25 protein-coding genes and 1 pseudogene are annotated in these 24,743 nt (G+C 61.5%); 10 read left to right on the top strand and 16 right to left on the bottom strand.

Going from position 1 to position 24,743, the window contains the following annotated elements:
- Positions 1-21: 21 nt before the first annotated feature.
- Positions 22-1,176: a lipase family protein gene (locus P0M12_RS06490; RefSeq protein WP_277377533.1), complete on the bottom strand. Its 1,155-nt coding sequence runs from the start codon at positions 1,174-1,176 to the stop codon at positions 22-24.
- Positions 1,177-1,214: 38 nt separating this feature from the next.
- On the opposite strand from P0M12_RS06490, the gene P0M12_RS06495 reads away from it, so the two are divergent.
- Both P0M12_RS06495 and P0M12_RS06500 read left to right on the top strand, forming a co-directional pair.
- The gene (locus tag P0M12_RS06495; RefSeq protein ID WP_042452701.1) at positions 1,215-1,673 is read left to right on the top strand and encodes a DUF5990 family protein; all 459 of its coding nucleotides are present in this window, start codon (positions 1,215-1,217) and stop codon (positions 1,671-1,673) included.
- Between the two features lie 76 nt (positions 1,674-1,749).
- On the top strand, positions 1,750-3,231 hold the full coding sequence (locus tag P0M12_RS06500) for an NAD(P)/FAD-dependent oxidoreductase (protein WP_277377534.1): 1,482 nt from the start codon (positions 1,750-1,752) through the stop codon (positions 3,229-3,231).
- Positions 3,232-3,750: 519 nt separating this feature from the next.
- Here the strand turns inward: P0M12_RS06500 and P0M12_RS06505 are convergent.
- Positions 3,751-4,521: an ABC transporter permease gene (locus tag P0M12_RS06505; protein ID WP_007731470.1), complete on the bottom strand. Its 771-nt coding sequence runs from the start codon at positions 4,519-4,521 to the stop codon at positions 3,751-3,753.
- Between the two features lie 50 nt (positions 4,522-4,571).
- The gene (locus P0M12_RS06510; protein ID WP_020908979.1) at positions 4,572-5,009 is read right to left on the bottom strand and encodes a GtrA family protein; all 438 of its coding nucleotides are present in this window, start codon (positions 5,007-5,009) and stop codon (positions 4,572-4,574) included.
- 141 nt (positions 5,010-5,150) lie between these two features.
- Between P0M12_RS06510 and P0M12_RS06515 the strand changes: the two genes are divergently transcribed.
- A complete protein-coding gene (locus P0M12_RS06515) occupies positions 5,151-5,858 on the top strand; it encodes a TetR/AcrR family transcriptional regulator (protein WP_007731468.1) in 708 nt (235 codons plus the stop codon).
- Between the two features lie 49 nt (positions 5,859-5,907).
- Here the strand turns inward: P0M12_RS06515 and P0M12_RS06520 are convergent, their stop codons facing one another.
- Positions 5,908-7,404 (bottom strand): MFS transporter, encoded by a 1,497-nt coding sequence (locus P0M12_RS06520; protein ID WP_003940566.1) that lies wholly within the window; start codon positions 7,402-7,404, stop codon positions 5,908-5,910.
- Positions 7,405-7,503: 99 nt separating this feature from the next.
- On the opposite strand from P0M12_RS06520, the gene P0M12_RS06525 reads away from it, so the two are divergent.
- On the top strand, positions 7,504-8,163 hold the full coding sequence (locus P0M12_RS06525) for a TetR/AcrR family transcriptional regulator (protein WP_080712681.1): 660 nt from the start codon (positions 7,504-7,506) through the stop codon (positions 8,161-8,163).
- A 9-nt stretch (positions 8,164-8,172) separates the two neighbouring features.
- On the opposite strand, the gene P0M12_RS06530 is transcribed toward P0M12_RS06525, so the two are convergent.
- From P0M12_RS06530 to P0M12_RS06555, 6 genes and pseudogenes are all read right to left on the bottom strand, one after another.
- Complete coding sequence (locus tag P0M12_RS06530) at positions 8,173-8,376, bottom strand: PspC domain-containing protein (RefSeq protein WP_003939828.1); 204 nt, start codon at positions 8,374-8,376, stop codon at positions 8,173-8,175.
- A 190-nt stretch (positions 8,377-8,566) separates the two neighbouring features.
- On the bottom strand, positions 8,567-9,415 hold the full coding sequence (locus P0M12_RS06535) for an alpha/beta hydrolase (RefSeq protein ID WP_209909776.1): 849 nt from the start codon (positions 9,413-9,415) through the stop codon (positions 8,567-8,569).
- A gap of 543 nt (positions 9,416-9,958) precedes the next feature.
- Positions 9,959-10,921, bottom strand: coding sequence for a DUF389 domain-containing protein (locus P0M12_RS06540; protein WP_007731461.1), 963 nt, complete (start codon positions 10,919-10,921; stop codon positions 9,959-9,961).
- A 176-nt stretch (positions 10,922-11,097) separates the two neighbouring features.
- Positions 11,098-11,430, bottom strand: a pseudogene (locus P0M12_RS06545) (transposase); the annotation flags it as partial.
- Positions 11,431-11,466: 36 nt separating this feature from the next.
- Positions 11,467-11,634: a hypothetical protein gene (locus tag P0M12_RS06550; protein WP_155277909.1), complete on the bottom strand. Its 168-nt coding sequence runs from the start codon at positions 11,632-11,634 to the stop codon at positions 11,467-11,469.
- 154 nt (positions 11,635-11,788) lie between these two features.
- Entirely contained in the window at positions 11,789-12,142 is a 354-nt protein-coding gene (locus P0M12_RS06555; RefSeq protein ID WP_007731459.1) for a helix-turn-helix domain-containing protein, read from the bottom strand.
- A 109-nt stretch (positions 12,143-12,251) separates the two neighbouring features.
- Here P0M12_RS06555 and P0M12_RS06560 point away from each other — a divergent pair, with 109 nt between their 5' ends.
- The 5 genes from P0M12_RS06560 to P0M12_RS06580 all read left to right on the top strand — a co-directional run bounded on the left by P0M12_RS06560 (position 12,252) and on the right by P0M12_RS06580 (position 16,841).
- A complete protein-coding gene (locus P0M12_RS06560; protein ID WP_209909779.1) occupies positions 12,252-12,872 on the top strand; it encodes a malonic semialdehyde reductase in 621 nt (206 codons plus the stop codon).
- Between the two features lie 300 nt (positions 12,873-13,172).
- On the top strand, positions 13,173-13,820 hold the full coding sequence (locus tag P0M12_RS06565; protein ID WP_019745160.1) for an ABC transporter permease subunit: 648 nt from the start codon (positions 13,173-13,175) through the stop codon (positions 13,818-13,820).
- Complete coding sequence (locus tag P0M12_RS06570; protein WP_007731456.1) at positions 13,817-15,028, top strand: ATP-binding cassette domain-containing protein; 1,212 nt, start codon at positions 13,817-13,819, stop codon at positions 15,026-15,028. The genes P0M12_RS06565 and P0M12_RS06570 overlap by 4 nt, the downstream gene beginning before the upstream one ends.
- Positions 15,029-15,069: 41 nt before the next feature.
- Positions 15,070-15,849, top strand: a complete 780-nt coding sequence (locus P0M12_RS06575; protein ID WP_007731455.1) for an ABC transporter permease — start codon at positions 15,070-15,072, stop codon at positions 15,847-15,849.
- A complete protein-coding gene (locus P0M12_RS06580; protein WP_065455243.1) occupies positions 15,846-16,841 on the top strand; it encodes a glycine betaine ABC transporter substrate-binding protein in 996 nt (331 codons plus the stop codon). Before P0M12_RS06575 ends, P0M12_RS06580 begins: the two co-directional genes overlap by 4 nt.
- Positions 16,842-16,868: 27 nt before the next feature.
- Here the strand turns inward: P0M12_RS06580 and P0M12_RS06585 are convergent, their stop codons facing one another.
- Complete coding sequence (locus P0M12_RS06585; RefSeq protein ID WP_030535206.1) at positions 16,869-17,645, bottom strand: trans-aconitate 2-methyltransferase; 777 nt, start codon at positions 17,643-17,645, stop codon at positions 16,869-16,871.
- A gap of 75 nt (positions 17,646-17,720) precedes the next feature.
- Complete coding sequence (locus tag P0M12_RS06590; RefSeq protein ID WP_073513616.1) at positions 17,721-18,758, bottom strand: phosphatidylinositol-specific phospholipase C domain-containing protein; 1,038 nt, start codon at positions 18,756-18,758, stop codon at positions 17,721-17,723.
- A 190-nt stretch (positions 18,759-18,948) separates the two neighbouring features.
- Between P0M12_RS06590 and P0M12_RS06595 the strand changes: the two genes are divergently transcribed.
- Entirely contained in the window at positions 18,949-20,487 is a 1,539-nt protein-coding gene (locus P0M12_RS06595) for a long-chain fatty acid--CoA ligase (protein ID WP_042922333.1), read from the top strand.
- A gap of 19 nt (positions 20,488-20,506) precedes the next feature.
- On the opposite strand, the gene P0M12_RS06600 is transcribed toward P0M12_RS06595, so the two are convergent.
- The 4 genes from P0M12_RS06600 to P0M12_RS06615 all read right to left on the bottom strand — a co-directional run bounded on the left by P0M12_RS06600 (position 20,507) and on the right by P0M12_RS06615 (position 24,579).
- Complete coding sequence (locus tag P0M12_RS06600; RefSeq protein WP_030535203.1) at positions 20,507-21,571, bottom strand: acyl-CoA dehydrogenase family protein; 1,065 nt, start codon at positions 21,569-21,571, stop codon at positions 20,507-20,509.
- Complete coding sequence (locus P0M12_RS06605; protein ID WP_021332062.1) at positions 21,568-22,695, bottom strand: acyl-CoA dehydrogenase family protein; 1,128 nt, start codon at positions 22,693-22,695, stop codon at positions 21,568-21,570. The genes P0M12_RS06600 and P0M12_RS06605 overlap by 4 nt, the downstream gene beginning before the upstream one ends.
- A 58-nt stretch (positions 22,696-22,753) precedes the next feature.
- Positions 22,754-23,902 (bottom strand): TetR/AcrR family transcriptional regulator, encoded by a 1,149-nt coding sequence (locus tag P0M12_RS06610; protein ID WP_031330833.1) that lies wholly within the window; start codon positions 23,900-23,902, stop codon positions 22,754-22,756.
- 122 nt (positions 23,903-24,024) lie between these two features.
- Positions 24,025-24,579 (bottom strand): helix-turn-helix domain-containing protein, encoded by a 555-nt coding sequence (locus P0M12_RS06615; protein ID WP_021332060.1) that lies wholly within the window; start codon positions 24,577-24,579, stop codon positions 24,025-24,027.
- Between the last annotated feature and the right edge of the window lie 164 nt (positions 24,580-24,743).

Genomic DNA, 24,743 nt, shown 5'->3' on the forward strand with positions numbered 1-24,743 from the left:
CAACAACAACACCGCCGAACATCACCTCATCAATCGATCGATGAACTCCATGGTCTGGTCCATCGAAGCGACCGTCGTTTGACCGTGGCTGATTCCGGCGAGTTCTTGATACTCGAACTGCGTTCCCCGCGAACGCATGTCGGCCAGTTGCGCCCAGGTAAGGGCGACAGGAACCGTTGTGTCCGACACGCTCTGCACCACGCGCAGTGGACGGTCGTAGCCGTCAACCGGCACCTGCATCATCTCGCGGAACAGGTCGTACATGCGCGGCGTCCATACCGACCGAGAAAACAACGAGCTCAACTGGATTCGTTCGGCTCGAATGTGTCGGCCGAGATCTCCGGCGCACAGTGTCCGAGCCTTTTCCACCCCCTCGATCCCCTGCGGCGAGAGAACCTCGCGAATGTTCTCTTCGGGTCGTTGATCGTCGATCCCAGCCAGGACGTACAGCGCATATCCCACCAGCCCGGTGATACCGATGTCGGGAAACAGCGGGCCGCCCAACGGAAACAGCCCTTCCATGTGTGTGGGGCCTGCGACGACAACCGAGCCACGGAAATCCAATTCCGGTGCACGAGTGGTGGCATCGTGTCCCGCGAAGTACGCCGCATGACCACCTTCGGACAAACCCGCGACCATCCACTGCGGACTCAGCACATTGCCGTACAACTCGTGCGCGGCCCGCACGATGTCGACGGCATTCGCGCCGGCGGCATGTCCGTCGAGATAGGCCAGCACCCCGTCGGTACCAACTCCCGAGTAGTCGGTAGCGACCACCGCGTACCCCTGCTCCAACCAGCGTTCGATCGGTTCGATCTCGCCCGGACCGAATCCGGTCGACGAGGGTGCACACTGATCCGCACTGCCCAAAGTTCCGTGGGCATAGGAGATGACGGGCCAACCGCCCGCCGGTGGGGCGCCTTCCGGCAGAAACACGGACCCTGACGACTCTCCCCATCTGTCAGCGGTACGCAGAGTTCGATAGACGACCCGCTGCGTCTCACCGGCGCCGACCGGAAACACTGCGGCCGAGAGTTCGCCATAGGACTCCAGCGCGCCCGCGACTTCCGGTTCGTCCGCCGTCGCCACTGCAACACCTGACCCCCACCCGAGACCCGACAACAGAATGCTCGCCACCACGGCCGCAACAGAGGTTCTACCCGAACGACTCACCACGCCAACCCCTCCCGACCTATGCAGAGCATGATGTCGATATGCAGATCATCATCACCGGTCACAGCCTGCCCGGACGTGAGTGTTCCGAAACCGCAACCTTCGAAGAGCGCAGCAACATCCACGTCGGCGTTCAGCGCCGAGGCAAGCCACACGAAATCCTCGACCTCGTACCGGGAGATACCGAGACAGTGCGATGGGAACTGACAGCGAGTCTGGAGCGAAAGTCCGGTGCCTGGGACTTACTCGGTCCATACATCCAGGGTCCACCTCGCGGACGCTTCATCTACCTGTCCTGGGTGACGGTATCCGATGACCAGACGTTCGAGATGTTTCGGCGCGCAAAGCTGATGCTCGACGCGATCCCCGAGCACATCGCCGAGGAGGCCGACGCTTCCGGCATGCTCCACGGAGACCTCGGCCTCACCGACGCCGCAGGTAAACCACTGTGTGCGGCTATCCGACCGCCGACGATCACATGGTCATCCTCGCCTTACTGAGCATCGTTCAGTAGTGTGGAGATCGAACACTTAGCCTGCCCGGTGGCCCCACACGATCGATACGGAGTCCGAACTGATGAGCACCGAACACCTCGATGTCCTGATCGTCGGCGCCGGCTTGTCCGGCATCGGTGCTGCGTATCGACTCCAGACCGAGCTTCCCGGCAAGTCGTACGCAATCCTCGAGGCCCGCGCGAACAGTGGCGGAACCTGGGACCTCTTCAAATACCCTGGCATCCGGTCGGATTCCGACATGTTCACGCTCGGCTACCCGTTTCGGCCGTGGACAGATGCCAAAGCAATCGCCGACGGTGATTCGATCCTCCGGTACGTGCGCGACACCGCGCGAGAGAACGGGATCGACAAGAAGATTCGGTACAACCGGAAGGTGACGGCCGCATCATGGTCGTCGGCGGACTCGACGTGGTCAGTCACGGTCACGACCGGCGACGAAGACGAAACATTGACCTGCAATTTCCTCTATCTCTGCAGCGGTTACTACAGCTACGAGGGCGGATACACCCCCGACTTCCCCGGACGTGAATCGTTTGCCGGCAAGGTTGTGCACCCGCAGTTCTGGCCCGAAGAACTCGATTACTCCGACAAGAAGGTCGTTGTGATCGGAAGCGGCGCCACCGCAGTCACATTGGTCCCCACGATGTCACGGGACGCAAGCCACGTCACGATGCTCCAGCGATCACCGACATACATTCTGGCTCTGCCGTCCAGCGACAAGGTATCGGACACCATCCGCGCAGTATTGCCGAATCAACTCGCGCACAGCATCGCTCGATGGAAGAGCATCGTAGTGAACCTGAGTTTCTATCAACTGTGCCGGCGCAGTCCAGCGCGTGCAAAGCGGTTGCTGAACCTCGCGATCAGTCGCCAACTCCCGGAAGAGATCCCACTCGATCCTCACTTCACACCCACCTACGATCCCTGGGATCAACGCTTGTGCGTCGTACCGGACGGCGATTTGTTCAAAGCCCTCCGATCCGGCAAGGCCTCGATCGAGACCGATCGCATCGACACTTTCACCGAGACCGGAATTCGTCTCGCGTCAGGTCGCGAACTCGAAGCTGACATCATTGTCACTGCAACAGGATTGAAGATGGAAGCGTGCGGCGGGATGTCGATCGAAGTGGACGGCGAACCCGTCACCCTCGGTGATCGTTACGTCTACAAGGGCATGATGATCAGCGACGTACCGAACTTCGCGATGTGCGTCGGCTACACCAACGCCTCGTGGACTCTGCGAGCAGATCTCACGTCGATGTACGTCTGCCGACTGCTGACGGAGATGGACAAGCGCGGCTATTCGAAGTGCGTGCCACACGCGAGCGAAGAGATGGACCAGCGGCCGATCCTGGACCTGGCGTCGGGGTACGTCATGCGTGCTGTGGAACAGTTCCCGAAGCAGGGATCGAAGTCACCGTGGAACATGCGTCAGAACTACATCCTTGATCGTCTTCACTCGACGTTCGGGAGCATCAACGACCACATGACGTTCTCGAAGGCGCCAGCTCGACAGTCGACGCCGGTACCGAGCAAGAGTTGAGCGGACCACGAACAACCAGGTAGAGCAATCGGGCGAAGCCACCAATCGATCCGACGACAAAGAACACACCCGAACCTGCGACTACTGCACAGAGCGCACCGAGAACGATGATCGCCGACGCCTCTACCATTCGACCGGCGGACTCCGATCCGAGAACGTGTATTTCGTCAACTCCTTCGTCCATAAAACTATTTTCAGCCAACCGTCCAGCCGGTTTGTAGGGACTTTAGTCGCGAGTCGGATCAAAATGGACTCATAATTGCAGGTCAAGCGTTCAGTTGGCTATTCCGGCCGGATGATCTCCAGTCCGTTCCGTTGTGATGGTCGGCAACAGAGTGCTGGTCGAATACATGGACGATTCACGAATCGACGCGGTCGTATCAAATCTCCGCGCCTCTCTACCCACTCTTACGCAGGGTATGGCCTAGCGGCGTGACCAGTGAAAGCATCGGTAGGGCAATGACCACCCTCGCGGCAAACACCCCGATCTTCCCGAGCGCGTCCTTCGCAGCGACAAGATCAACGAACTCGCGCAGGCCTGACAGCTTGGCCTCGAAAGACGAAACCGCGGGCGACGAGTTCCAACGCCACGGCCACCGAGCAGGTTTGTGCCAACAACAACCCTGCCAATACAAGAATTTGCACAGCACCGGCCTGAACGGCCGATCCCGTCGCGAGCAACACACCGACAAAGGCTCCGGGCAATGTCACGAGGCCGACCGTGCGTGTCTGGTCGACTCCAGGCAGCAGAGCATCGGAGGCAGCGGTGCGGGCTACCTCCCACCGCGCATCGCGTTGGGAAAATCCAAGGCTCAGTGCTGCTTCCACTTCCCCGTACCGGTCGTCGACGGCGTCGAGTCCGCGTTTGGCTGCCATCGATGTTGCAGTCATCGCGCCACCCAGAACAATGCCGCCGATCGGCACCAGAGCGACGCCTTGCAGCGGAACCACTCCGGACAGCAGCATCAGTGGCAGAACCACACCGATTCCCGACGCCAACGCGATGGTCAGCCAAACTCCGGACGTCCCCGCGTTCGAGCGTCGTGCCGCGGTGAAAGACGCCGCAACGAACATGCCGGCGAGCACGAGGAGCGCCGACCAGATGTGGGCCAAGGCGGCGGCAAGGATCAACGAAATCGCAGCCAGTTGAAGAGCGCCACGAGCGAGGGCACCGGGGACCACCCGAACGCTACCGAGATAGGTGAATCGGTAGACGAGCGTGGCGACAAGTGCCATGACGATGCAGAGCACAGCCAGACGGATGCCGGAGTCGGCTATCGAAAGGCTCATGGGTCTCAGTGTTCCCTACGAGCCGAGTCCGATCCGAATTCGAGAACCGCTCAGAACACCCAACCGCGAAGGGCGACGAATCGCAGGCCACCGACAATTCCGCTCACGGCGATCACAAGCCCGGCTTGAAGAAGCCCGTCGGCGCCTGGGAGAAGGAAGCCGAGCGCACTGATGGCGGCAGAACTGGCGATCAACCCGACCAGTGCGAGTCCACCGCCTTCCCACTGCGCGGTGAACCAGTTGACGCGATCCGCGGCGTGGAAGGTGAGCCGGCGATGCAGCTCATTGGCCAGAATGGTGCTCAAGACCGCACCAACTGCGTTGGCGACCAGCGCTCCGTCACCGCGCAGCGCCAGAAAAGCGGCAAAGTACAAGATGTTGCTGGCTCCGCCGACGAGGGCAAAACGAACGAGCTGAGCAAAGGCGCCGTCGCCGGCAAGGGCGCGAAGCCTCGTTGCCGCGAAACCTGCACTCCGCGTACCCACCATCGAGATCGGATTGCTCCCGACCCAGATGTCAGACGTGCTCATATCGGCTTCTCTCATACGGACAATCGGAACCACACGTTCCGCTTAGTAATATAGCACTAACGGAATCGATCATTCCGCTTAGTGCCGTAGACTGTGAGGATGCCGACAACACACCCCGACGCTTCTCATGCGGGGACCTCGGCCGACTGCTCACAGCCGCGCCTTCGGTCCGACGCCAAGGCCAACCTCGAGCGCATCCTCAACTCCGCTCGCGAGGTGTTCGCTGCCCAAGGACTCGACGCCACGCTGGCGGACGTCGCGAAGCACGCCGGCGTCGGCGTCGGCACCGTCTATCGCCGGTTCGCCAGCAAGGACGAACTGATCCAGGCACTGTTCGACACGCGGTGTTCCGAGATCGAAACGATCGCCGCCACCGCCCGAGAGATGCCCGACGCCTGGGAAGGTCTTGTCTACTTTCTCGACGTGATCTCTCTGCGCATGGCAGACAACCGCGGATTCGGCGATCTCCTGATGGACGGACGCTTCACGTCCGACACCTTCGCTCGCGCGCGCGCCGGGATCGCTCGACACACTGCGGTACTTGTCAATCGAGCCAAGGAACAGGGCACCCTGCGCAGCGACTTCGAAGTCAACGACATTCCGCTTCTCATGCAGGTCGTCAAGATGGCCCAGAAGTTCGGTGGCGACGAGGCCCCTCAGGCTTACCGCCGCGCACTCGGGTTCATGATCGACGGACTCTGCGCGTCCCGCACCGACCATCGGGAACTGCCCGTGCCGGCGCTGTCCTCCGAGCAACTCGATCACGTCCTTCATCGGTTTCAGGCAACGCCCGGGAAGAACTGCTGAGTCGATTTCGGGGTCGACGCCATTGCGGCGTCGACCCCGAAATTTGCTGTCAGTGGGCGATTACCGGTTCACCTTCCGGCGAATCCGGAAGCAGTCCACTCCGAAGAACCAGTCCGGTCAAGACCGCACCGACCGCGAATATGCCTGCGGCCCAATAGAACGTCGTGGTGTAACTCTCGACGGCGGCCTGCGCCTGAGTCAGCGGATTCATCTCGCGGCCCACCAGGTAGTTGGTGGAAGCCGAGGCGGCAATCGTGCTGAGCAGTGCAGTTCCGATCGAGCCGCCCACCTGCTGCATCGTGTTGACCGTGGCAGATGCGACGCCGGCATCTTCGTGATGCACGCCTGAAGTTGCTCCCTGCATCGACGGGGCGAAAATGCTGCCCATGCCGAGTCCGGTGACGACGAGCCCCGGCAGAATGTGGACTGCATAGGTGCTGTCCACCGAGATCTGGGCCAGCAGAGTCATTCCGATCGCCGCGATGACCATTCCGCTCACGATCAGCACTCGCGGACCGACGCGCGGCAGCAAAACCGCTGTCGAAAGCGTTGCCGCTGTCACGATTCCGAACACCATCGGCATGAATGCGAGGCCGGTCATGATCGGGCTGTACCCGAGGATCAGCTGCATGTAGTACGTCAGGAACAGGAAGACTGCGAACATGCCTGCGCCGGAAAGGAAGATCGCCAGGTACGAGCCAGCCCGGATTCGGTCGAGGACCACCCGCAGCGGAAGAAGTGGGTGCTCGGACTTGGTCTGCCAGTAGATGAACGCCGCCATGAACACGACGCCGGCAACGAGCCACGAGATAGTGGGAGTTGCACTCCACCCGTCCGACTCGGCCTTCGAGAATCCGAAGACGATGCTGAACAAGCTGATCGACACCAGGATCGTTCCGGGGATGTCGAGCTTGGGTCGCGAGTCACTGGTGTGCGGCGCGAGCAACAGGACTGCTCCGACCAGAGCGATCGCCGCGAAGAAGAGATTCACGAAGAGGCACCAGCGCCAGTCGACCCACTCGGTGAGTGCGCCGCCGAGCAGCAGTCCGATGGCGCCACCACCGCCGGCAACGGCACCGAAGATACCGAACGCCTTGGCACGCTCACCTGGATCCGTGAATGTCACGGACAGCAGCGACAGGGCTGCCGGGGCAAGGAGCGCACCGAATACGCCTTGGCCGGCACGAGCGGCAACAAGCATTTCGAAGTTGACGGCTGCGCCACCGATGGCGGAAGCGACTGCGAAGCCGATCAGGCCGACGATGAAAGTTCGCCTGCGCCCGAACAAGTCGCTCAATCGACCGCCGAGTAGCAGCAAACTGCCGAACGCCAATGCGTATGCCGTGATGATCCACTGGCGGTCCGAATCACCGAACTCCAGTGAGCGCTGCGCAGCAGGCAGCGCGATGTTGACGATGGTGGCATCCAAGACCACCATCAGCTGCGCAATTCCCAGAACCGCGAGAACCAGCCACCGCTTTGCGTGGTTGTCCCCTGAAGGCGCTGAGGACTGCTCGAATTCAGTCCGTTCAGCAATGTCTGACATAGTCCCTCGCCCAACCTATGCGGAGATGGCTTCTCCGGTTAGCAAAAACGCTACACGAAAACGGAGAGGCTGTCTCCACTTGGCGGGTAGAGTGGGGACATGAGTACCGCAATGGAGCGCCCCCTTCGCGCCGATGCTGCACGTAATCGGCAGTTGATCATCGACGCCGCACGTGAATTGTTCGCCGAAGAAGGGATCGACGTCACACTCGACGACGTCGCCCGGCGCGCGGGGGTCGGCGTCGGAACGGTCTATCGGCGGTTCGCCAGCAAGGAAGAATTGATCGACGGAGTCTTCCAGCAGAACTTCGCCGACATGGCAGCGGCCGCGGACGCGTCACTTGCCAATCCGGATCCGTGGGACGGACTTGTCACCTTTGCCGAATTCGCCTGCAGCCGTATGTCGGTCAACCGCGGACTCAAAGACGTCCTGAACGGAACCGACGAGGGATGCGAGCAAGTCGCATGCCAACGATCCATCATCGAACCGTCGGTCGAGAGGATCTTCTACCGGGCCCAGGAGGCCGGGATGCTGCGCACCGACGCCGTACCGACGGACCTGTTCGGCCTCATCTTCATGGTGGGCGCAGTCACCGAATTTGCTCAGCCCGTCAACCCGACCGTGTGGCGTCGATACCTCTCGGTAATGCTCGACGGCCTACGCACGGAGGGCTTGCACCGTGACGCACTGCCCCTTCCTCCACTGAGTTCGGAGGAATTGCACGAGGCCAAGCAATGCCTGAAAGACCGCCGCCGTTGAGCGGTTCGGTCAGATCTGCTCACGAGGAATGAAAATCCACATCACGATGTAGATCAGAAACTGCGGGCCGGGCAGCAGGCACGAGAGTACGAACAGCAAGCGGACAGTCGACGACTTCCAACCGAAGTACCGAGCGATTCCGGCGCACACCCCACCGAACATTGCTCCCGAGCGGGCGCGGGTGAGCTTGCGGGTATTCATCGGGGAGGTCATGTGTTGTTTCCTTTCAACGGAACTCGCGGTTCATCCGCGTCGACCTCCACTATCCGCTGCCGATCCACCTGTGCGCATCAGGCCATGGACCCATCTTTTCCGACGCGGTATGTCCTCAGGTACGAGTCTGTCCCCGCGTCGGACTCAGGGTTCTCCCCCACACCCCGGCCTCGGACCTCAGCCTCGCACCTCAGCAGGGAAACATGCGTCGAAGCCGTTTCGGAGCCGCAAAAGGTTGCCAGTTGTCGACGTCCTGTGCCAGACGATCGGCAACGGTCCACAACGCCGACGGGTTGTGGGTCAACCCCATGTGACTGCCTTGCACCGCAATGCTTTCCGACAGGCCTGCCGAGGTTTCACAGCACGCTTGCCATGGAACGATACCGTCGTGCCTGGAGTAGACCGACGTGGCGGGAACAGAAATAGGCGATCCCTGTTCGGATTCGATGCCGTCTACCGGAGGCAGTATCGCGTGATTGCCGGACAAACGAGCGTAGACAGATCCGACTCTCGTCTGCTCCAGACTGGTGAGACCGAAAGGACTTCCGAGTGTCACTACCTGACGCACCGAATCCGGCAGGTCCCTCGCCAGCTTTCGAGCGTAGATACCGCCCAGACTCCAGCCGATCACCGACACCTTCTGCTCGTATCGATCTGCTACCTCGGCCAATGCGGCAGGCAGTCCGTCGACCACCGTCGCCGTCGGACCGGTGTTGAGACCCAGATTCCAACCGTGAACCCGGTATCCGAGAAAGCTCAAGTATGTCCTCAAGGCGAGAGTCGAAACGTCCGAAGTCAGCAATCCGGGGAGAACGAGGACCGGATGCCCGTCCCCACGCGGCGATCGAAGCAACCAAGGAGCCGCGAGAAGCAGTGAAGCGATGTCGACCAGTCCGCGCGTCGGCTCGCTCAGACACATCGCCAAGGATGGTGGCCCCGGAACAAGTGGGTCGACTTCACGAATCAGCGTCGATCGCTGCGCCCAATCGAATTCGGTCTCCGCGAAATCGATCGCCGGGACTTCCGCAACTACGGACACCTGAACTCCTGTCGGCCGGTGCCCTCGTCGGGGCGTGTGGTGGGGCGGTTCCGCGAGCTGTGTGCTCAACCCGCGGAACCTTGTCCTCATCCACCACCGGTAGCGAACCAGGACCCGTTCTGCCCACAGATTCGTGACCAAAGGCCTCTCGACCACACGAACACTGTGTGATCCAGAACACTAGTTTTGGTTACGTTGCATCTACGTTGCGTAGATGTTTCGTCGCTACCAAGGAGAATCTCGACAGGTCTTGTCAAGCACTGCGGCAGGCCGTTTCCTCCGGCAGAGCCGTCGGAGCTGCAGGTCCGAAGGGTCTGAGTGAAGTCACGCTGCCAATCGGTTGCGGCTCGATTGATCCCCTTTTCCAGTCGCTGCAACCAGCCTGGAAGCCATGATCGGTACAGACAGCGGTACCCAGATCCGACAGTTCGCATGCCGGATCTGTTTGTCGCGACGTTTGTCGGCGCAGACATTCCCACCGATCCGCAAGACAGCTGTCAGCCTGAAGCCTCGAAAGTCCAGTTCCGGCAGTGGGTCAGGCGCCTACGGCGATGTGCCAGGCCTGGCGTCCCGGCGCGTGACTGATTTCCATTGGCGACCGGATCGGGGCAATGAGAACAGCAGCAGCACAACTACTCCAGCGAGCACGATACCGATCAGATTGACACCGAGCTGAGCCAGCGAACTCAGCACGACATTCCACTTACCTGCGAAGACCGCAACGACCGCCAATCCCGCAGCTGGCACCGTCGTCACCGAGATGAACACCCCCACCAGGACCGTAGAGGTAGAGGTGACCGTTGCCAGCATGCCAGCCGCTCCCGCCAGCAGTGCTACCACCAGTGAGAACGGCCCCACCTCGTAGATGAAGTCGAATGCGCGGGCGTTCTCGACATCGCCGATTCCGACCCAGCCCAGACGAATCCACAGCATGGTAGCCAGGCCGGTGAGGGCCATCGCGGCCGGAAACGAGATCGCGAGGGTACGAATCGAATTTCGCACGAGATCTTTGTCTCGACGTACCAGACCCACTGAAAGCGCTGCCAGCGGCCGGAACTCCGGCCCCACCACCATTGCACCGACCAGGGTCAGCGGCGACGCCGTGGCAACACCGACTGCCGAGAGCAAAAACGCGATCACCAGGAAGGCCAGGAACGCCGGAGTCAGTCGGGCACCTTCGCGCACCTGACCGAGCAACTGCTCCCACACCACTGTCTCGTCGGGTCTTCTCGGGGCCGCAGTGTCCGCCCGTTCTGCGGAGAAGGACAGCATGGTTCCCGCCGGCTCGAACGAAATACCGCCAGCCCTCACCAGGTCCAGAGCAGTCAACGCGGCAAGCACGTCGTTCGCGCATGCGCGGGCTACATCGGCCTCGATCACATCTCCCGGCGGATCGACAGCGGCTCTGAGTGCGAGTGTCACATGAGTAGCCCCAGGTTCGGCGGCCAACATGTTCAGCACATCTCCGGTCCGCTCACTCGGCGAGATGACACGCAGATGCAGCACAGTATTGTCTCCTTCAGCCGGCGGTGGCCTCGGGTGCAGGCAGCATCGACGGCCGGTCCATCACCGGAAACCATAGCGGGCTCGGACATGTCTCAACACCGTGGATTCTCAGCGCTACGAGCCACACTCCCCCCGGCGCACATACATCTACCGCACTGCGTTAGTCGCTAGGGCGCTCACGCAGCCGCGGCGGTAGTCGGTCCAAGTTGATAGATCGCGTTATCGCGGAGGAGCGCCCACCACACGTTCAGTCTCCGCCTCCCAACGCAAGAACCGCCTGCGTATGACACTGCCCCTCGGCCCGTTTGCGGGTACAAAAAGCCTACGACTGAGCGTTGTGCCGGATACTGTGCTGCGCGGACAGATAGAAGGCCCGCAACAGCCTGCGGTCGTACCTGCGCGGCCGGCGCAGATTTCCACTGACTCGGCCCGAATCTCGCGGCACAGGCGCTAGACCCTGAGATGCCGGCCAATCTGTCTGCGCTTCCGAACGCAGACACGTCACCACCCCGTGGCGGCGACATCTGCCCAGCCACCCGCACCAACTACCCGTTTGCGGCCTCGACCGCGGCGTCGTCAATCCGAGAGGCGTTGTATGCCTTCTTGTTCCGGAACCACACTTCCGACTTCGTCCGGCCGAATTTTCGAAGTCCGTCAGGCGATTGATAGGTCGAGTCGTCGAGAACACCGGGCGGCCGTTCTCCTTCAGCCATGTGAACAGCAGCACAAAAAGAGCCATACCCGGCGTCCCAGGCAGCCCCGAACCGACAAATGTTCGGCCAGTATCGCCCGGGAAAAACGGTAAGGAAATAACAACTGGCAGAAACAGGACCCGCGCAGTCGCTGAACTGCCGTTCGAGCTAGCGCTCAGTTCGAGCAACTCTCGGGTGGCAGATTTTCGGCGGCCCACGTTGTCAGTTCACTGAGAGCGGGGAGCAGCGCCTGCCCCGACGCTGTGAGTTCGTACTCCACGGCGATGGGCGGACCTGCATCGACGCTCCTCGTCACCAGGCCTGCCCCTGCCAACTCCGTCAGGCGTTCCGAGAGCACCGAATCACTGATCCCGCCCACCGCGCGCTTGAGTTCGGAGAATCCCGCCGGCCCGTTCAGCAGCGTGCCGAGAATGACGCCGTTCCACCGTTTGCCCAGGAAGCCGAACGCGCGGGCCAGAGCCCCGTCACATGCGCGGGGCTCGTGTCCCGCTTCGCTCTTGCTTGCCACCCCACCATCCTAGCCACAGTGCTAACGTATCCGTAGGCACTATTTTTTTACTAGCAACTAGCTTTACCGGGTGATGCTCGGTCGAGCTACCACGGAACGGAAACCCCCGATGTCTCTCGACGCAGCCACCCCATTCACCGCCCAGCAACTCGACGAAGCCGGCCGCGAGCTCCTCTTCACTGCTGCTCGCACCGCCAACTCCTTCTCGAACGAACCTGTGACCGACGACGAACTGACTGCGATCTGGGAGCTCGCGAAGTGGGCACCGACCGCGGCCAACACCAATCCGCTACGTGTGCTGTTCGTCCGTACCGAGGAAGGCAAAGCACGCCTCGTCGAGCACATGGCAGACGGCAACAAAGCCAAGACCGAGGCCGCTCCTGCAGTTGCCGTACTGGCGGTGGACACCGAGTTCTACAAGCACATCCCCAACCTGTTCCCCATTCGCCCGGAGATGAAGGACTACTTCGAATCCGACGAGGCTGCCGCCAGTTCGACGAGTCGGTTCAATGCCGCACTTCAGGCCGGCTATGTGATCCTCGCGATTCGCGCACAGGGTCTGGTCGCCGGCCCGATGGCCGGGTTCAACGCCGACGGCATCGACGGCGAATTCTTCGCAGACGGACGTTTCAAGACGATCCTCGTGGTGAACATCGGCCATCCCGGTGAGAACCCCTGGTTCGATCGTCTGCCGCGCCTCTCCGATGAGGATGCGCTCAGCTGGGCCTGAGGCCAATTCGGACAAATCAAGCAATGCGGGAGAGTTCTGCGGAACTCTCCCGCTTTGCCATCTCCAGCGCGTTTCAACTCTGCTCGCAGTGGGTACATACCCGCGTCTCGCAAAATCTCACGTCCAGAACAACATCCGACACGCTGCAATCGGAATTAGTTGCAGTATCTCAGTTTTTGGACGACAGTCGAGGGAAACCCCTCGGCCTACGGAGGCTGCGGGGAAAGCCCTTGTGCGCCGGTCGGTGTCGAGGGAAGACGTTCGAGCGAGCAGAAGTCCGAAGAAAGTGGGTTCGGAAATATGGGCGCCCTATGGGATTTTGTCGTTGCACGACGACAACAATTGATGACCGACTCGTACCTACATGTTTCAGCAGTTATCCAGTCCGTGATCATCGCGACGATTGCCGCCGTGATCATCGGCATTCTCGTCTACCGGAGCCCGGCGGGATCCTCCATCGCTACGGCGTTGGCCAGCACGATCCTGACGGTTCCTTCATTCGCCCTCCTCGGACTGCTCATTCCGATTCTCGGTCTCGGCGTCGCTCCCACGATCACCGCGTTGATCTTGTATGCCCTGCTCCCGATCATTCGGAACACGATCATCGGTCTGGATGCAGTCAACCCGGCGATCACGGACGCAGCCCGCGGTGTCGGAATGAATCGCATGCACGTACTGAGTCGAATCGAGCTACCGATCGCGTGGCCGTCGATCCTCACCGGCATGCGGGTCAGTACACAGATGCTCATGGGCATCCTCGCCATCGCGGCGTACGCCAAAGGTCCTGGTCTGGGAAACCTGATCTTCTCCGGACTCTCGCGTGTCGGTAGCCCGAATGCTGTTCCGCAAGCGCTGGTCGGCACCGTACTGATCGTCATTCTCGCTCTGATTCTCGACGGAATCTACGTCGTCATCGGTCGTCTCACTACTTCGAAGGGGCTGCAATGACTGAAACCATTCCGTCTGACGTATCCACAGATCAGAAGGTATCCGGGGTCGAGATCGTCCTGGAGTCCGTCACCAAGCGGTACCCGGGCCAGAAAGCTGCAGCGGTGGACAATGTTTCGCTGACTGTTCCGGCCGGTGAAATCGTGGTCTTCGTCGGACCTTCGGGTTGCGGCAAAACAACGACGATGCGCATGATCAACCGCCTGATCGAACCTACCTCCGGCAAGATCACCATCGACGGCAAGGACGCGCTGTCGATCGACCCGGACAAGCTCCGCCGTGGCATCGGGTACTCGATCCAGCAGGCAGGCTTGTTCCCGCACTTCACGATTGCGAAGAACGTCGCGACTGTCCCGGGTCTGATCGGTTGGGACAAGAAACGTATCGCAGCGCGCACCGACGAGATGCTCGACCTCGTAGGCCTCGATCCCGATACCTATCGCGACCGCTACCCTCGCCAATTGTCCGGCGGGCAGCAACAGCGTGTGGGCGTGGCCCGGGCGCTGGCTGCCGATCCTCCGGTGCTGTTGATGGACGAACCTTTCGGTGCCGTCGATCCGATCACCCGCGGCCTGCTCCAGGACGAACTGATGCGTCTGCAGTCGGAGTTGGGTAAGACCATCGTCTTCGTCACGCACGATTTCAACGAGGCAGTCAAACTCGGTGACCGTATTGCCGTGCTGGGCAATCAGTCCAGCATCATGCAGTACGACACTCCGGAAGCGATTCTCGCCAATCCCGCAAACGACATGGTCGCGGGATTTGTCGGGGCGGACGCCTCGCTCAAGCAGCTGACCCTGACTCGCGTGCGCCAGATCAAACTCAAGCAGTGCCTCACCGCCCGCGAAACCGATTCGGTCGATGATTTGAGAACCGCACTCGCAGCGCGTAAGTGGAAGTGGGCCCTGATTCTCGATCAGCGCGGACGGCCGCTTCGATGGGTCTCTCCCGGCCACCTCGCCCATGCGTCGACTCTTCGAGGTGTCGGTAACGAGATCGGCGAAGCCGTGTCCATCCAGTCCACCCTGCAGGATGCTTTGGAAGCTCTTCTCGCAGAGAGCAATGCGTCCACCGTGGTCACCGGACGGCGTGGCGAGTACGTCGGTCTCATCACCATCGACACACTGGTCAGCCATCTCTCCGAAATGCGCGAGGAGCATGCGCACGACCACGACGAAGAGCCAGACACCGAGAACGTCGAGGGTTGAACATGACTGCCACGACAGAGGAGCGCGTCTCCGCGCCTGAGATGGAACCGGACGCCCCCGATCTGGGTGCGGCCGAGAACGCCGCCACGCGCCGTGCGGAACGGATGCGACTGTATGTCCAGCCGGTCATCGTCCTGATCCTGGTTGCGGGCGTGTTGATCTGGGCATTCAGCCGAGATCTCAACGCGACGCAGAAGGCGAGCATCAACCTCGACAACATCGTCACTCTGACCTGGCAGCACGTACTGATCACCGCCGCCGTGGTCATCATCGTCGTCGCCATCGCGGTTCCGCTCGGAACCCTGCTGACCAGGCCGAAATTCACCCGCCTGGCACCGTTCTTCGTGGGAATAGCCAACATCGGAGCCGCAGCGCCTGCCATCGGCCTGCTCGTGCTGTTCTATCTCGCGACAAGAACGACCGGCTTCTGGATCGGCGTATTTCCCATCGCGTTCTATTCGTTGCTCCCGGTGCTGCGCAACACCATCCTCGGCTACCAGCAAGTGGACAAGACCTTGATCGATGCGGGGCGCGGGCAGGGAATGTCTTCGCTCACGGTCCTGCGTCAACTCGAATTCCCGATGGCCGTCCCGTACATCCTTGCAGGACTGCGCACTTCGCTCGTTCTGGCCGTCGGTACCGCGACGCTGTGCTTCCTGGTCAGTGCCGGCGGACTCGGCATTCTGATCGACACCGGATACAAGCTCCGCGACAACGTCACCCTCGTTGTCGGTGCCGTACTGGCGGTGTCGCTGGCCTTGCTGATCGACTGGCTCGGCGCGCTCGCCGAAACTTATCTCGGGCCCAAGGGATTGCGATGACCAAGACTTCGATCACCAGAACGTGGGGCTGGAAACTCGCGGTTGCCACGATCGGCCTCACACTTGTCGCTTCGTGTGGTCTCGAGTCCGGTGGCGCACTGCCCCTGGCCGTCGGCCCCGGCAGCATCGCGCCGGTTCCGGAGCTCGAGGGTGTGAAGATGACCGTCGGCTCCAAGGACTTCACCGAGCAGATCGTGCTCGGGTACGTCATCGAATTCGCGATGGCCGCTGCGGGCGCGGATGTTCGAGACCTCACGAACATCCAGGGCTCGAACAGCACCCGTGACGCACAGTTGAACGGCCAGATCGATCTTGCGTACGAATACACCGGAACCGGCTGGATCAACTACCTCGGCAACGAGACACCGCTTCCCGATTCGCAGGCGCAGTTCGAGGCCGTCCGCGACGCGGACCTTGCTGCGAACGACATGGTGTGGACCGATCCGGCGCCGATGAACAATACGTATGCATTGGCGATGAGCAAGGAGACCGCTGAGAAGACCGGTGTCAAGACCGTTTCCGACTACGCGAAGTTGGTCGAATCCGATCCCGGAGCTGCGGTGACGTGCGTCGAGACCGAGTTCAACGTCCGCCAGGACGGATATCCCGGCCTGGCAGCGAAATACGGTTTCGACGCCTCTCGTGCCCAACGCCAGATCCTGCAGACCGGCATCATCTACCAGGCGACAGCCGATGGCGATCAGTGCAAGTTCGGCGAGGTGTTCACCACCGACGGTCGCATCATCGCACTCGATCTCGTTCTGCTCGACGACGATCTCCAGTTCTTCCCGAAATACAATCCGGCACTGGTGATGAAAAAGGACTTCGCGGAAGCACATCCGCAGGTAGCAGAAGTCATGGCACCGATCTCGGAGCGACTGACCAACGAGGTGATGACCGAGCTCAACCGGCAGGTCGACGTCGACGGCAAGGAGCCGGCGGACGTGGCCCGCGACTGGCTGGTCTCGGAAGGCTTTGTCACGGCGCAGTGATCGGCTGACCGCAACCCAGCCGAGTAGTTACCGTTTGCGTCCGACGCAGAACACTCGCCGGAACGGAAAGAGCGTTCCGGCGGCTGTTGCGGGGTAGGCCTCCCGCAGCAGATCGGAATACTGACGCTCGAACTCCGGAGCGTCAGCTTCGCCGAGAACGTCGAGCACGGGCCGTAACCCCGTCCCCCGTACCCATCCGAGCACCGGGTCGGCACCTGCCAGCACGTGTACGTACGTCGTCTCCCAGGCGTCGACGTCGAATCCGTGTTCTTGGAGACGCTGCGCGTACTGAACTGGACTGTCGACGCCTTCCGGGCCGCGTAGGACGCCACCCAGTCGCTCACTCCATTCCGCTGATTCCGCGAGATCTCGCATGAGCGCATGGGACGGAGCATCGAAGTTACCCGGCACCTGCCACGCCAGCCACGATCCGGATTCCAGGGTGTCCGCCCACTGGTCGATCAGCTCGCGATGGCTCGGAACCCACTGCAATGCAGCGTTACTGACGACCACGTCGTAACCGGTGGCGTCGAAGGACATGATGTCCCCCAACTCGACGGTGACGTTTCCCGGTAGGTCTGTAGGGGCCTGCGCGACCATTTCGGGAGACGAGTCGAATCCGGATACCGAGGCGTCCGGCCATCTTTCCCCGAGCATCGCGGTCAGGGTGCCTGATCCGCAGCCGAGGTCGGCTACCCGCGTCGGGTCTTCGGTGGCCACCCGTGACACCAGGTCCACGAACGGGCGTGACCGCTCACCCGAATAGCGGCCGTAGACTTCGGGATTCCACGTGACAGTGCGCATGAACCCATCCTGCACCCTGTTCCTGAGAATTGCCGCCCGTCAGATCTCGCTCTTCACGATCCGGCCTTTCGAAAATCACCGACGCGGCACCACGGTGGACAGTACGTTCGGCAACCTCGACCAGTCCGCGGTGATGTAACTTGCGTGCTGCCCGGCCAACAGGTCGAGACGCTCGCTCGCCTCGGTTTCGGTGGCATGGGTTCCGTCGATCTGCGGAGCGACCTTGTGCGCGTCGGTCATGACGAGCAGGTAGCCGCGATCGTGGTACCAACTCGGATCCACGACTCCGGCGGTGTAGTCGAGAGCGTCGCCGTCGAAAATCACGAACCACGGACGGATCCCCGGGTCGGTATAGCGGTCGAGACGTGGGTCTCCCGGTGATGCACGGTGAACAGCGGGAAAGGCGGCGCTGAGTTCGACGAGCCCGGCGGAGGACAGATCTCGCAGGTGCGTCGCATACTGCCGGTCCGTCCACTCCGTATCGAGAGGGTTTCCCTCCTCGATCGTTCCCGGTATCAGCTCGAACAGAAATTTCCCGGTCATTTCGGAATTACTCGGCCATCCACGCTCGGTGACGGCGGCATCCGGGGTGGAGTAGGACTCCCCCATCAAATCGGCCGGCGTGAAAACCGCGTCTCCGAGTGTCCCGAGAATCAGGGCGTCGAGATCCGCGGGCCCACGTCCGTACCCGGCAGTGAACCCGTCCTTGATTTCCAACTTGATCATCACCGGCGGGTGCTCGGGATTGGCCTCGTGCCACGCCCGCATATCTGCCAGGCATCCACGGAATCCCTGATCTCGTAGACCGCTTCGCAACCCGGATGCGTCCTGAGCGCCGACGCAGTTGCTCTCGCTCGCCACCGGATTCATGTGCGACACACGCCAGTCCGGACCGCCCCCGTTGGTCCACAGGTCCAGCTCGAGCAACGACGCCCCGGAATCCAAAGCGTCGGCGAAGTACGGAAACGTCGCCTTCTCGTAGGAATTGTGGACCCCGACTGACGTGGTCTCGGAAAACGAGCGCACTTGGTTCGTAGTCGTTTCGGCGCCGGCAGAGGGCGCCGAGACGACCGCCACGAACGCACTCATACCGGCTACCAGGATTGCTCGCATGTTCGACACTCTCGCAGAAATCACCCCACGGCAGGATGGAATCGTCAGAGTTAACTGGACAATCGTCTAGATTGCACCGGAGTGGGGCATGATTTCAGGCGGTGGGTGAGGGCAATTGTCAGGCCAATAGCATCAGTGCCGGAACTGATCCGAGTCAGAGCACTCGCCGCACACTCGCAGGAGGAATCGCATGCAGCTGACTCAATTCGTTCACCGATCCCTACGAGCGTCGCCCGAAGCGGTGATGACGATCTCCGATGGCCGAGTGCGCACGTCTCGCGAATCGGTCGACCGGATCAAGAGGCTCGCGGGCGGGCTGCAGACGTTAGGCCTGCACACCGGTGACAGAGTCGCGATCTTGGCATCGAACTCCGACTACTACCACGAGGCGCTCCTGGCCTGCTGGTGGTTCGGAGCAGTGGCCAGTCCGGTCAATTCTCGCTGGAGCACGGCGGAAATCAGGTACGCCCTGGAAGATTCAGGGTCGACGGTATTACTCGTGGACGAGAATTTTGCTTCCGTCGGATCTACCCTTCGCGAGGCGTGTCCAGGCCTGACCACTGTCGTCTACTGCGGCAACGACCGAGTTCCGGACGGAATGCTCGACTACGAACAGGTGATCGCGGAGGCGATTCCGGTCGACGATCTGCGCGTCGGCGGCGACACGCTTGCACTACTCCTCTACACCGGCGGGACCACCGGAGTGCCGAAGGGCGTGATGATCAGCCATCAAGCGCTGATGACCTCGGCGCTGGGCACTCTCGCGGCAGGCGGCGTGGCAATCAGCAACGGAACGAACCTCGCGGTGAACCCTCTGTTTCACATTGCCGGGATCGTCGGATGGTTGGCTCAGTCGCTGATGGGTGGAACCCAGGTCTTCGTAGCGAACTTCAGCCCACGGACGTTCCTCGAGGCCGTGGACCGCTATCGCCCGACAACCGTGGGTCTGGTGCCGACAATGCTCCAGATGTTGGTCGCCCACAAAAACGAAACGGGCGAAGACGCAACCACCTACGATCTGTCCAGCGTCAGGATCCTGAGATACGGCGCCTCGCCCATATCTCCGACGCTTCTCGGGCAGGTCATGCAAATGTTCCCCAACAGTTCCTTCGCTCAGGGCTATGGGATGACTGAAACCGCGCACATCAGCATGCTGAGTCCAGCCGATCACCTCGAAGGTGGTGATCTCCTCCGCAGCGCTGGTCGCGCGCTCCCTCATTGCGAGGTGAAAATCGTCGATCCGGCCGGCTCGGAACTCCCACCCGGCAAGGTGGGCGAAATCGTCACGTTCGGCAGCCACGTCATGCTCGGATACTGGAACAAACCGAAGGAGACCGCAGAAGTGCTCCGCGACGGGTGGATGCATACCGGCGACGCCGGATACCTCGACGCCCGCGGTTACCTGTTCATCGTCGATCGCATCAAGGACATGATCGTCACCGGTGGCGAGAACGTCTACTCCACCGAGGTCGAAAATGCTCTGGCACAACACGAATCCGTCGCGGCCTGTTCCGTGATCGGTCTGCCCGATGCCCAGTGGGGCGAGCGTGTCCATGCCGTGGTCGTCCTTCGGCATGGTTTCGACGCCGACGCCGACGAACTGCGCGCTCACGTGAAAACGCTGATAGCCGGATACAAATCTCCGCGCACTTTCCAATTCGTCGATGCATTGCCGCTGTCGGCAGCAGGCAAGGTGCTGAAGCGCGATCTTCGTTGCAACGCAACGTAATCCTTTACGACGGTCAGGATTACAGCTTCAATGTCGGTTCTGGGTCGGTGATCAAGCGGTGCAGTGACGGCGACGCCGCTACGGCCTCTCCTAGTTGCGTCGCACTCGCGATTTCGTCGCCGAACTCCGATCGCCAGGCGTGCAGTCGACGCGTCAGTTGTTGCAATCGGTATTCGCGGGTCATGCCGATTGCACCGTGTGCCTGGTGGGCGGCGCGGACGCTCACGAGCGCATTCTGCGAAACCACCAATTTGGTTGCGCTCACTTCGAAGTCGGCGTCGCCTCTGATGAGTGCATGTGCAGTGCGATCGACGGCCAGCGTGGACATCGAAGCCATCTGAGCAAGCGTCACGATATGCTGCTGGACTGCTTGAAACTGCGCGACGGGCCTACCGAATTGCACCCGGTCGGACACATAGCGCCGGGTCAACGTCGACGCCGACTCCATCGCTCCCGACATCTGCACCGAGCGCAAGAACGCGCCGAGCTTGCTGAGAATCCGGGCATCGACCGGGTTGTCGCCGTCAATGGTCCGCGCTTCGGAGAACGTCAGGCTCTCACGCGGTTGCCCCGCAAGATCCGTCCCGCCACCGATCTCGGCGTCGGAGATGTCAAGGAGTACGACGCGATCACCGAGAACTGCTGCCAGCACTGATGCGGCACTACCCCACGGCACGTCGTGAAAGGTTCCCGACAGGAAACCGTCGTCGGTCCGGCGCACATCGTCGCGCGGCGAACCCGGGGCGACCGTTGCGATTCCGGAGGGCACGGGTAACCCGCCCGCTGTTGCCAGCCTGCCCGCGAGGTACGTCTCGGCGAGCGGCAGCGGCGCAGCGTGCCTCGCCGCCGCGCGCTGGACAGTCACGGCGTCGAGGAGCGAGCCACCGGAACCACCAACCGATTCGGGAAGACCGACCAGAGGTAACCCTAGTTCGACTGCCGCGCTCCATAATCCGGCGGGCAGACCGCCGATCTCCGCCTGCGCTACCACCTCGGTGCCGGACTTCTCGGCGAAAAATTGCTCGACCATCGATTCGAGGTCGGCGTCGAATGTGTACGCGTTGATCTGTGACCCCGAATTCATCGGTCCAACCCTTTCATGATTACGGTGCGGAGAATTTCGTTTGTACCGCCGCGAATCGACCACGACGGCGCCACCAGCACGGCCCGGGCGAGCAGCGACTCGTACGGATCGTCGGATGCAAGGTCCGGAGCCCGGCCGAGGTGCCGCGCGACGGTCGCAACACAGTCCTGTTCGAAGCGTGTTGCCATCTCCTTGATCAGCGCGGCCTCCGTGACCGGCGAGCGACCGGCGTCGACCATCCGTGCGATGGACAGCGACATCCCGCGAAAAGCCCAGCAGCGTGCGGTAATCGAGCCCAGATCGGCGAGGGCAGCTGGACCGCCTTGCGCTGCTTGGTTGGCCGCGAAGTTCTCGAGGACCGGCATCAGCGACATCCAACGGTCGACGCCACCTCGCTCGAGTGCGAGTTCACCGGTGTTTTGTCCCCAGCCCGCTCCGACGTCTCCGAGGCGACGCGAATCCGGCACGAAAACATCCTGGAACGACACCTCGCAGAAGTCCTCACTACCGTCGATGAACGGAATGGGTGAGACGGTCAGACCCTCGCTGTCGCGATCGACGATCAGCTGAGTGAGTCCGTTGTGCTTGTCTGCCGAGGTTCGAAGCAGGGCGAGTATGTGTGTGGCATGGAAGGCGCCGGTGGTCCAGATCTTGGTGCCGTTGACTTTCCAGCCACCATCGACACGTTCGGCGCGAGTGCGCACCGATGCCAGGTCCGAACCCGAGTCGGGCTCACTCATCCCGATCGAGAACGAGAACTCACCGCTCGCGATACCGGGAAGGAAGTACCGCTTCTGTTCTTCCGTGCCGTTGGCGGCGATGCTCGGACCCGACTGTCTGTCTCCGATCCAGTGATAGCCGACCGGCGCTCCCCGCGCGAGAAGTTCTTCGACGACGACCAATCGATCCACTGCTGACCGTCCGCCCCCGCCGTATTCCTTCGGCAGCGACATGCCGAGCCACCCACGTCGACCCAGATCTCGCGAGAACACCGGATCCACCGCCCCGGCCATCCCGAGTCCGAGCGAGTAGGTACCGGGGGTGAGTCGCTTGTCGAGGTACTCCCGCACTTCAGCCTGAAGAGCAAGCTCCTCGATCGTCAGTTCTGTTGCGTCGAAACGCATGACGTCTCCGATCAGTTTCGTGAGTCGATCCGCCGCCCGTGGCGCTTACCCGAATTTTTCATGCGCCCAGCAGCAGGGCACAGCCGATCTCGAAGAGTCTGTCCGACAGGTCGTCGCGACGGCGAAGCCGGCCGATTCGGACGGCGTTCTCCACAACTGTCAAAGTGGCATTGACGGTGATCCTGGCGGTGGCGGACTCGAGGCCCGGACGGACTTCTTCGAGCATCTTGACCCATAGCGCGACGTACTCACGTTGATTCTGTTCACACGTGCGGCGGAACTTGTCCGGTAATTGGTCGAGTTCGCTGATCAACAACCCGATCAAATGACGCTCGTTGATCGCGAAATCGATATGTGCGGCAAGCAATCCGGACAGCGCGTCCTCCGGGCCGGTTGCGGCGCCGAGAGCCTGTGCAACGCCGAGCCGGCGACGCTCGCCGCCCCTCGAGACCGCGGAGATCAGCAGGTCGATCTTGGCATCGAAGTGGTTGTACACATTCGGGCCTGTCGTTCCTGCAGCCTCACCGATGTCCTCGGTATTGACTGCTTGATATCCACGCTCGTCGAACAGCCGAATTGCTTCGGTCAACAAGAGTTCACGTCTGGGTATCACAACGGGCAGGTGACCCGTTGCCGCCACGACTTTCACTTCTGAGCGACCCAGTTCCGCGTATGCAGCGCGGTCTGCCAACTCGACAAGCAGCAGTTCCATCTGACGCCTCGGCAAGGACACTCGATGCGAAGACACACTGTTGAAGACTGCGATGACAGCCCAGGCGAGCAGATAGCTGTCTTCCTCGTCGAGGTCGGGACGCTCAATTCGGATCAGCACTGCATCGCGCGAAGCTGCACTCTTGAGGGTCGAACGCATTTCCTCGCGTTGCTCGTCAGGCAGATAGCGTGCCTCTCGCTGCCACAGGAGCGACAGACCCCGACGTTTGGACACCGATGCCGCAAGTTCGGTGATCAGTGTTTTCAGATCCTCGGCACCTGCGACCCGATCGTAGAGCGATTCGATGCCTGCGTTGACTGCGGCGTAAAGGAGATCCGGCTTGTTCTTGAAGTGCCGATAGAGCGCAGGTGCCGTGATTCCCACTGCAGCAGCCACCTGAGCGACAGACACGTTGTGATAACCGTGCTCACGGAAAAGCTCACCTGCAGCCGCAAGAATCTGCTGCTTACGGTCGCGGGGCCTGCGTACGACCATCGTGACTCTCTCCTTCGCGGCAGCGGACAAGCTCAGAGTACCGAGCCGAGGAATGAAGCAATGAACCGAACCGTCTACAGCAGCGACGATCCGATGCACCGTTCACGAACACGGAATCCCGCTCAGGAGTAGATGAACGACTCGACCATCCCTCGTTCGGCGGCCCTGTCTGCAAGAGGCCATGCCAACAGCATCAACACGATCCGAACCACCCACTGCGACTCTTGACCTTCAGGATCCAATCCTGCAAGTTCCAGTGCAGTACGCGGGAGCAACGGCGAGGACACGAGATACTCGTCGATTCCGTTGGCCCGCGCTGCCGCAAGGCCGTGGCTCATGGCAGCGTCGGATCTGATCGCGTCGACGGCGACGAGGATCGACTCCACGATGCGCTCGTCGCCGTGCAGTGATTCGACGGCAGTCGCGACCTTGCTCGCCACGGATGCCGCGCCTCGTGACAACAACCCCTCGCGGATCGCGGACTTGCCACCTACGTAGCGGTAGAGCGTTGCCCTCGAACAGCCTGCGCGGGCAGCGACGTCGTCGGCGTTGAACCGATCGAATCCCTGTTCTCGAATCAACTCTGCCGCAGCCGCGAAGATGCGCTCGGTTGCGAGTTCACGGCGGTTACCGCCGGCCAACCAGTCGGCGGCGCGGCGCTCGTTTGCACCGGTCACTCTCCGTCACCTCGTCTCACTCTGAGACAGATTCAATCAGAAATCTCAAGGCTACGGAAGGCCGCGAGCCTCTGACCTGGGAGAAGTACGAGGGGGTTGAAGTGCGTGAGATTTTCTCAAAATGCCAGTTCAGAGGCATTTTCCACCTGTTGACTTCTCCTCGA

The sequence above is a fragment of the Rhodococcus sp. RCBS9 genome (assembly GCF_029457415.1).
In the GTDB taxonomy this organism is placed as follows: Bacteria; Actinomycetota; Actinomycetes; order Mycobacteriales; family Mycobacteriaceae; genus Rhodococcus_F; species Rhodococcus_F qingshengii.

Bases quoted from the DNA above. Each gene is read 5' to 3' on its own strand.
- P0M12_RS06495 (WP_042452701.1), top strand. From the start codon at position 1,215: ATGCAGATCATCATCACCGGTCACAGCCTGCCCGGACGTGAGTGTTCC.
- P0M12_RS06500 (WP_277377534.1), top strand. From the start codon at position 1,750: ATGAGCACCGAACACCTCGATGTCCTGATCGTCGGCGCCGGCTTGTCC.
- P0M12_RS06505 (WP_007731470.1), bottom strand. From the start codon at position 4,521: ATGAGCCTTTCGATAGCCGACTCCGGCATCCGTCTGGCTGTGCTCTGC.
- P0M12_RS06510 (WP_020908979.1), bottom strand. From the start codon at position 5,009: ATGGTGGGTACGCGGAGTGCAGGTTTCGCGGCAACGAGGCTTCGCGCC.
- P0M12_RS06515 (WP_007731468.1), top strand. From the start codon at position 5,151: ATGCCGACAACACACCCCGACGCTTCTCATGCGGGGACCTCGGCCGAC.
- P0M12_RS06520 (WP_003940566.1), bottom strand. From the start codon at position 7,404: ATGTCAGACATTGCTGAACGGACTGAATTCGAGCAGTCCTCAGCGCCT.
- P0M12_RS06525 (WP_080712681.1), top strand. From the start codon at position 7,504: ATGAGTACCGCAATGGAGCGCCCCCTTCGCGCCGATGCTGCACGTAAT.
- P0M12_RS06530 (WP_003939828.1), bottom strand. From the start codon at position 8,376: ATGACCTCCCCGATGAATACCCGCAAGCTCACCCGCGCCCGCTCGGGA.
- P0M12_RS06550 (WP_155277909.1), bottom strand. From the start codon at position 11,634: ATGGCTGAAGGAGAACGGCCGCCCGGTGTTCTCGACGACTCGACCTAT.
- P0M12_RS06560 (WP_209909779.1), top strand. From the start codon at position 12,252: ATGTCTCTCGACGCAGCCACCCCATTCACCGCCCAGCAACTCGACGAA.
- P0M12_RS06565 (WP_019745160.1), top strand. From the start codon at position 13,173: ATGGGCGCCCTATGGGATTTTGTCGTTGCACGACGACAACAATTGATG.
- P0M12_RS06570 (WP_007731456.1), top strand. From the start codon at position 13,817: ATGACTGAAACCATTCCGTCTGACGTATCCACAGATCAGAAGGTATCC.
- P0M12_RS06575 (WP_007731455.1), top strand. From the start codon at position 15,070: ATGGAACCGGACGCCCCCGATCTGGGTGCGGCCGAGAACGCCGCCACG.
- P0M12_RS06580 (WP_065455243.1), top strand. From the start codon at position 15,846: ATGACCAAGACTTCGATCACCAGAACGTGGGGCTGGAAACTCGCGGTT.
- P0M12_RS06585 (WP_030535206.1), bottom strand. From the start codon at position 17,645: ATGCGCACTGTCACGTGGAATCCCGAAGTCTACGGCCGCTATTCGGGT.
- P0M12_RS06590 (WP_073513616.1), bottom strand. From the start codon at position 18,758: ATGCGAGCAATCCTGGTAGCCGGTATGAGTGCGTTCGTGGCGGTCGTC.
- P0M12_RS06595 (WP_042922333.1), top strand. From the start codon at position 18,949: ATGCAGCTGACTCAATTCGTTCACCGATCCCTACGAGCGTCGCCCGAA.
- P0M12_RS06600 (WP_030535203.1), bottom strand. From the start codon at position 21,571: ATGAATTCGGGGTCACAGATCAACGCGTACACATTCGACGCCGACCTC.
- P0M12_RS06605 (WP_021332062.1), bottom strand. From the start codon at position 22,695: ATGCGTTTCGACGCAACAGAACTGACGATCGAGGAGCTTGCTCTTCAG.
- P0M12_RS06610 (WP_031330833.1), bottom strand. From the start codon at position 23,902: ATGGTCGTACGCAGGCCCCGCGACCGTAAGCAGCAGATTCTTGCGGCT.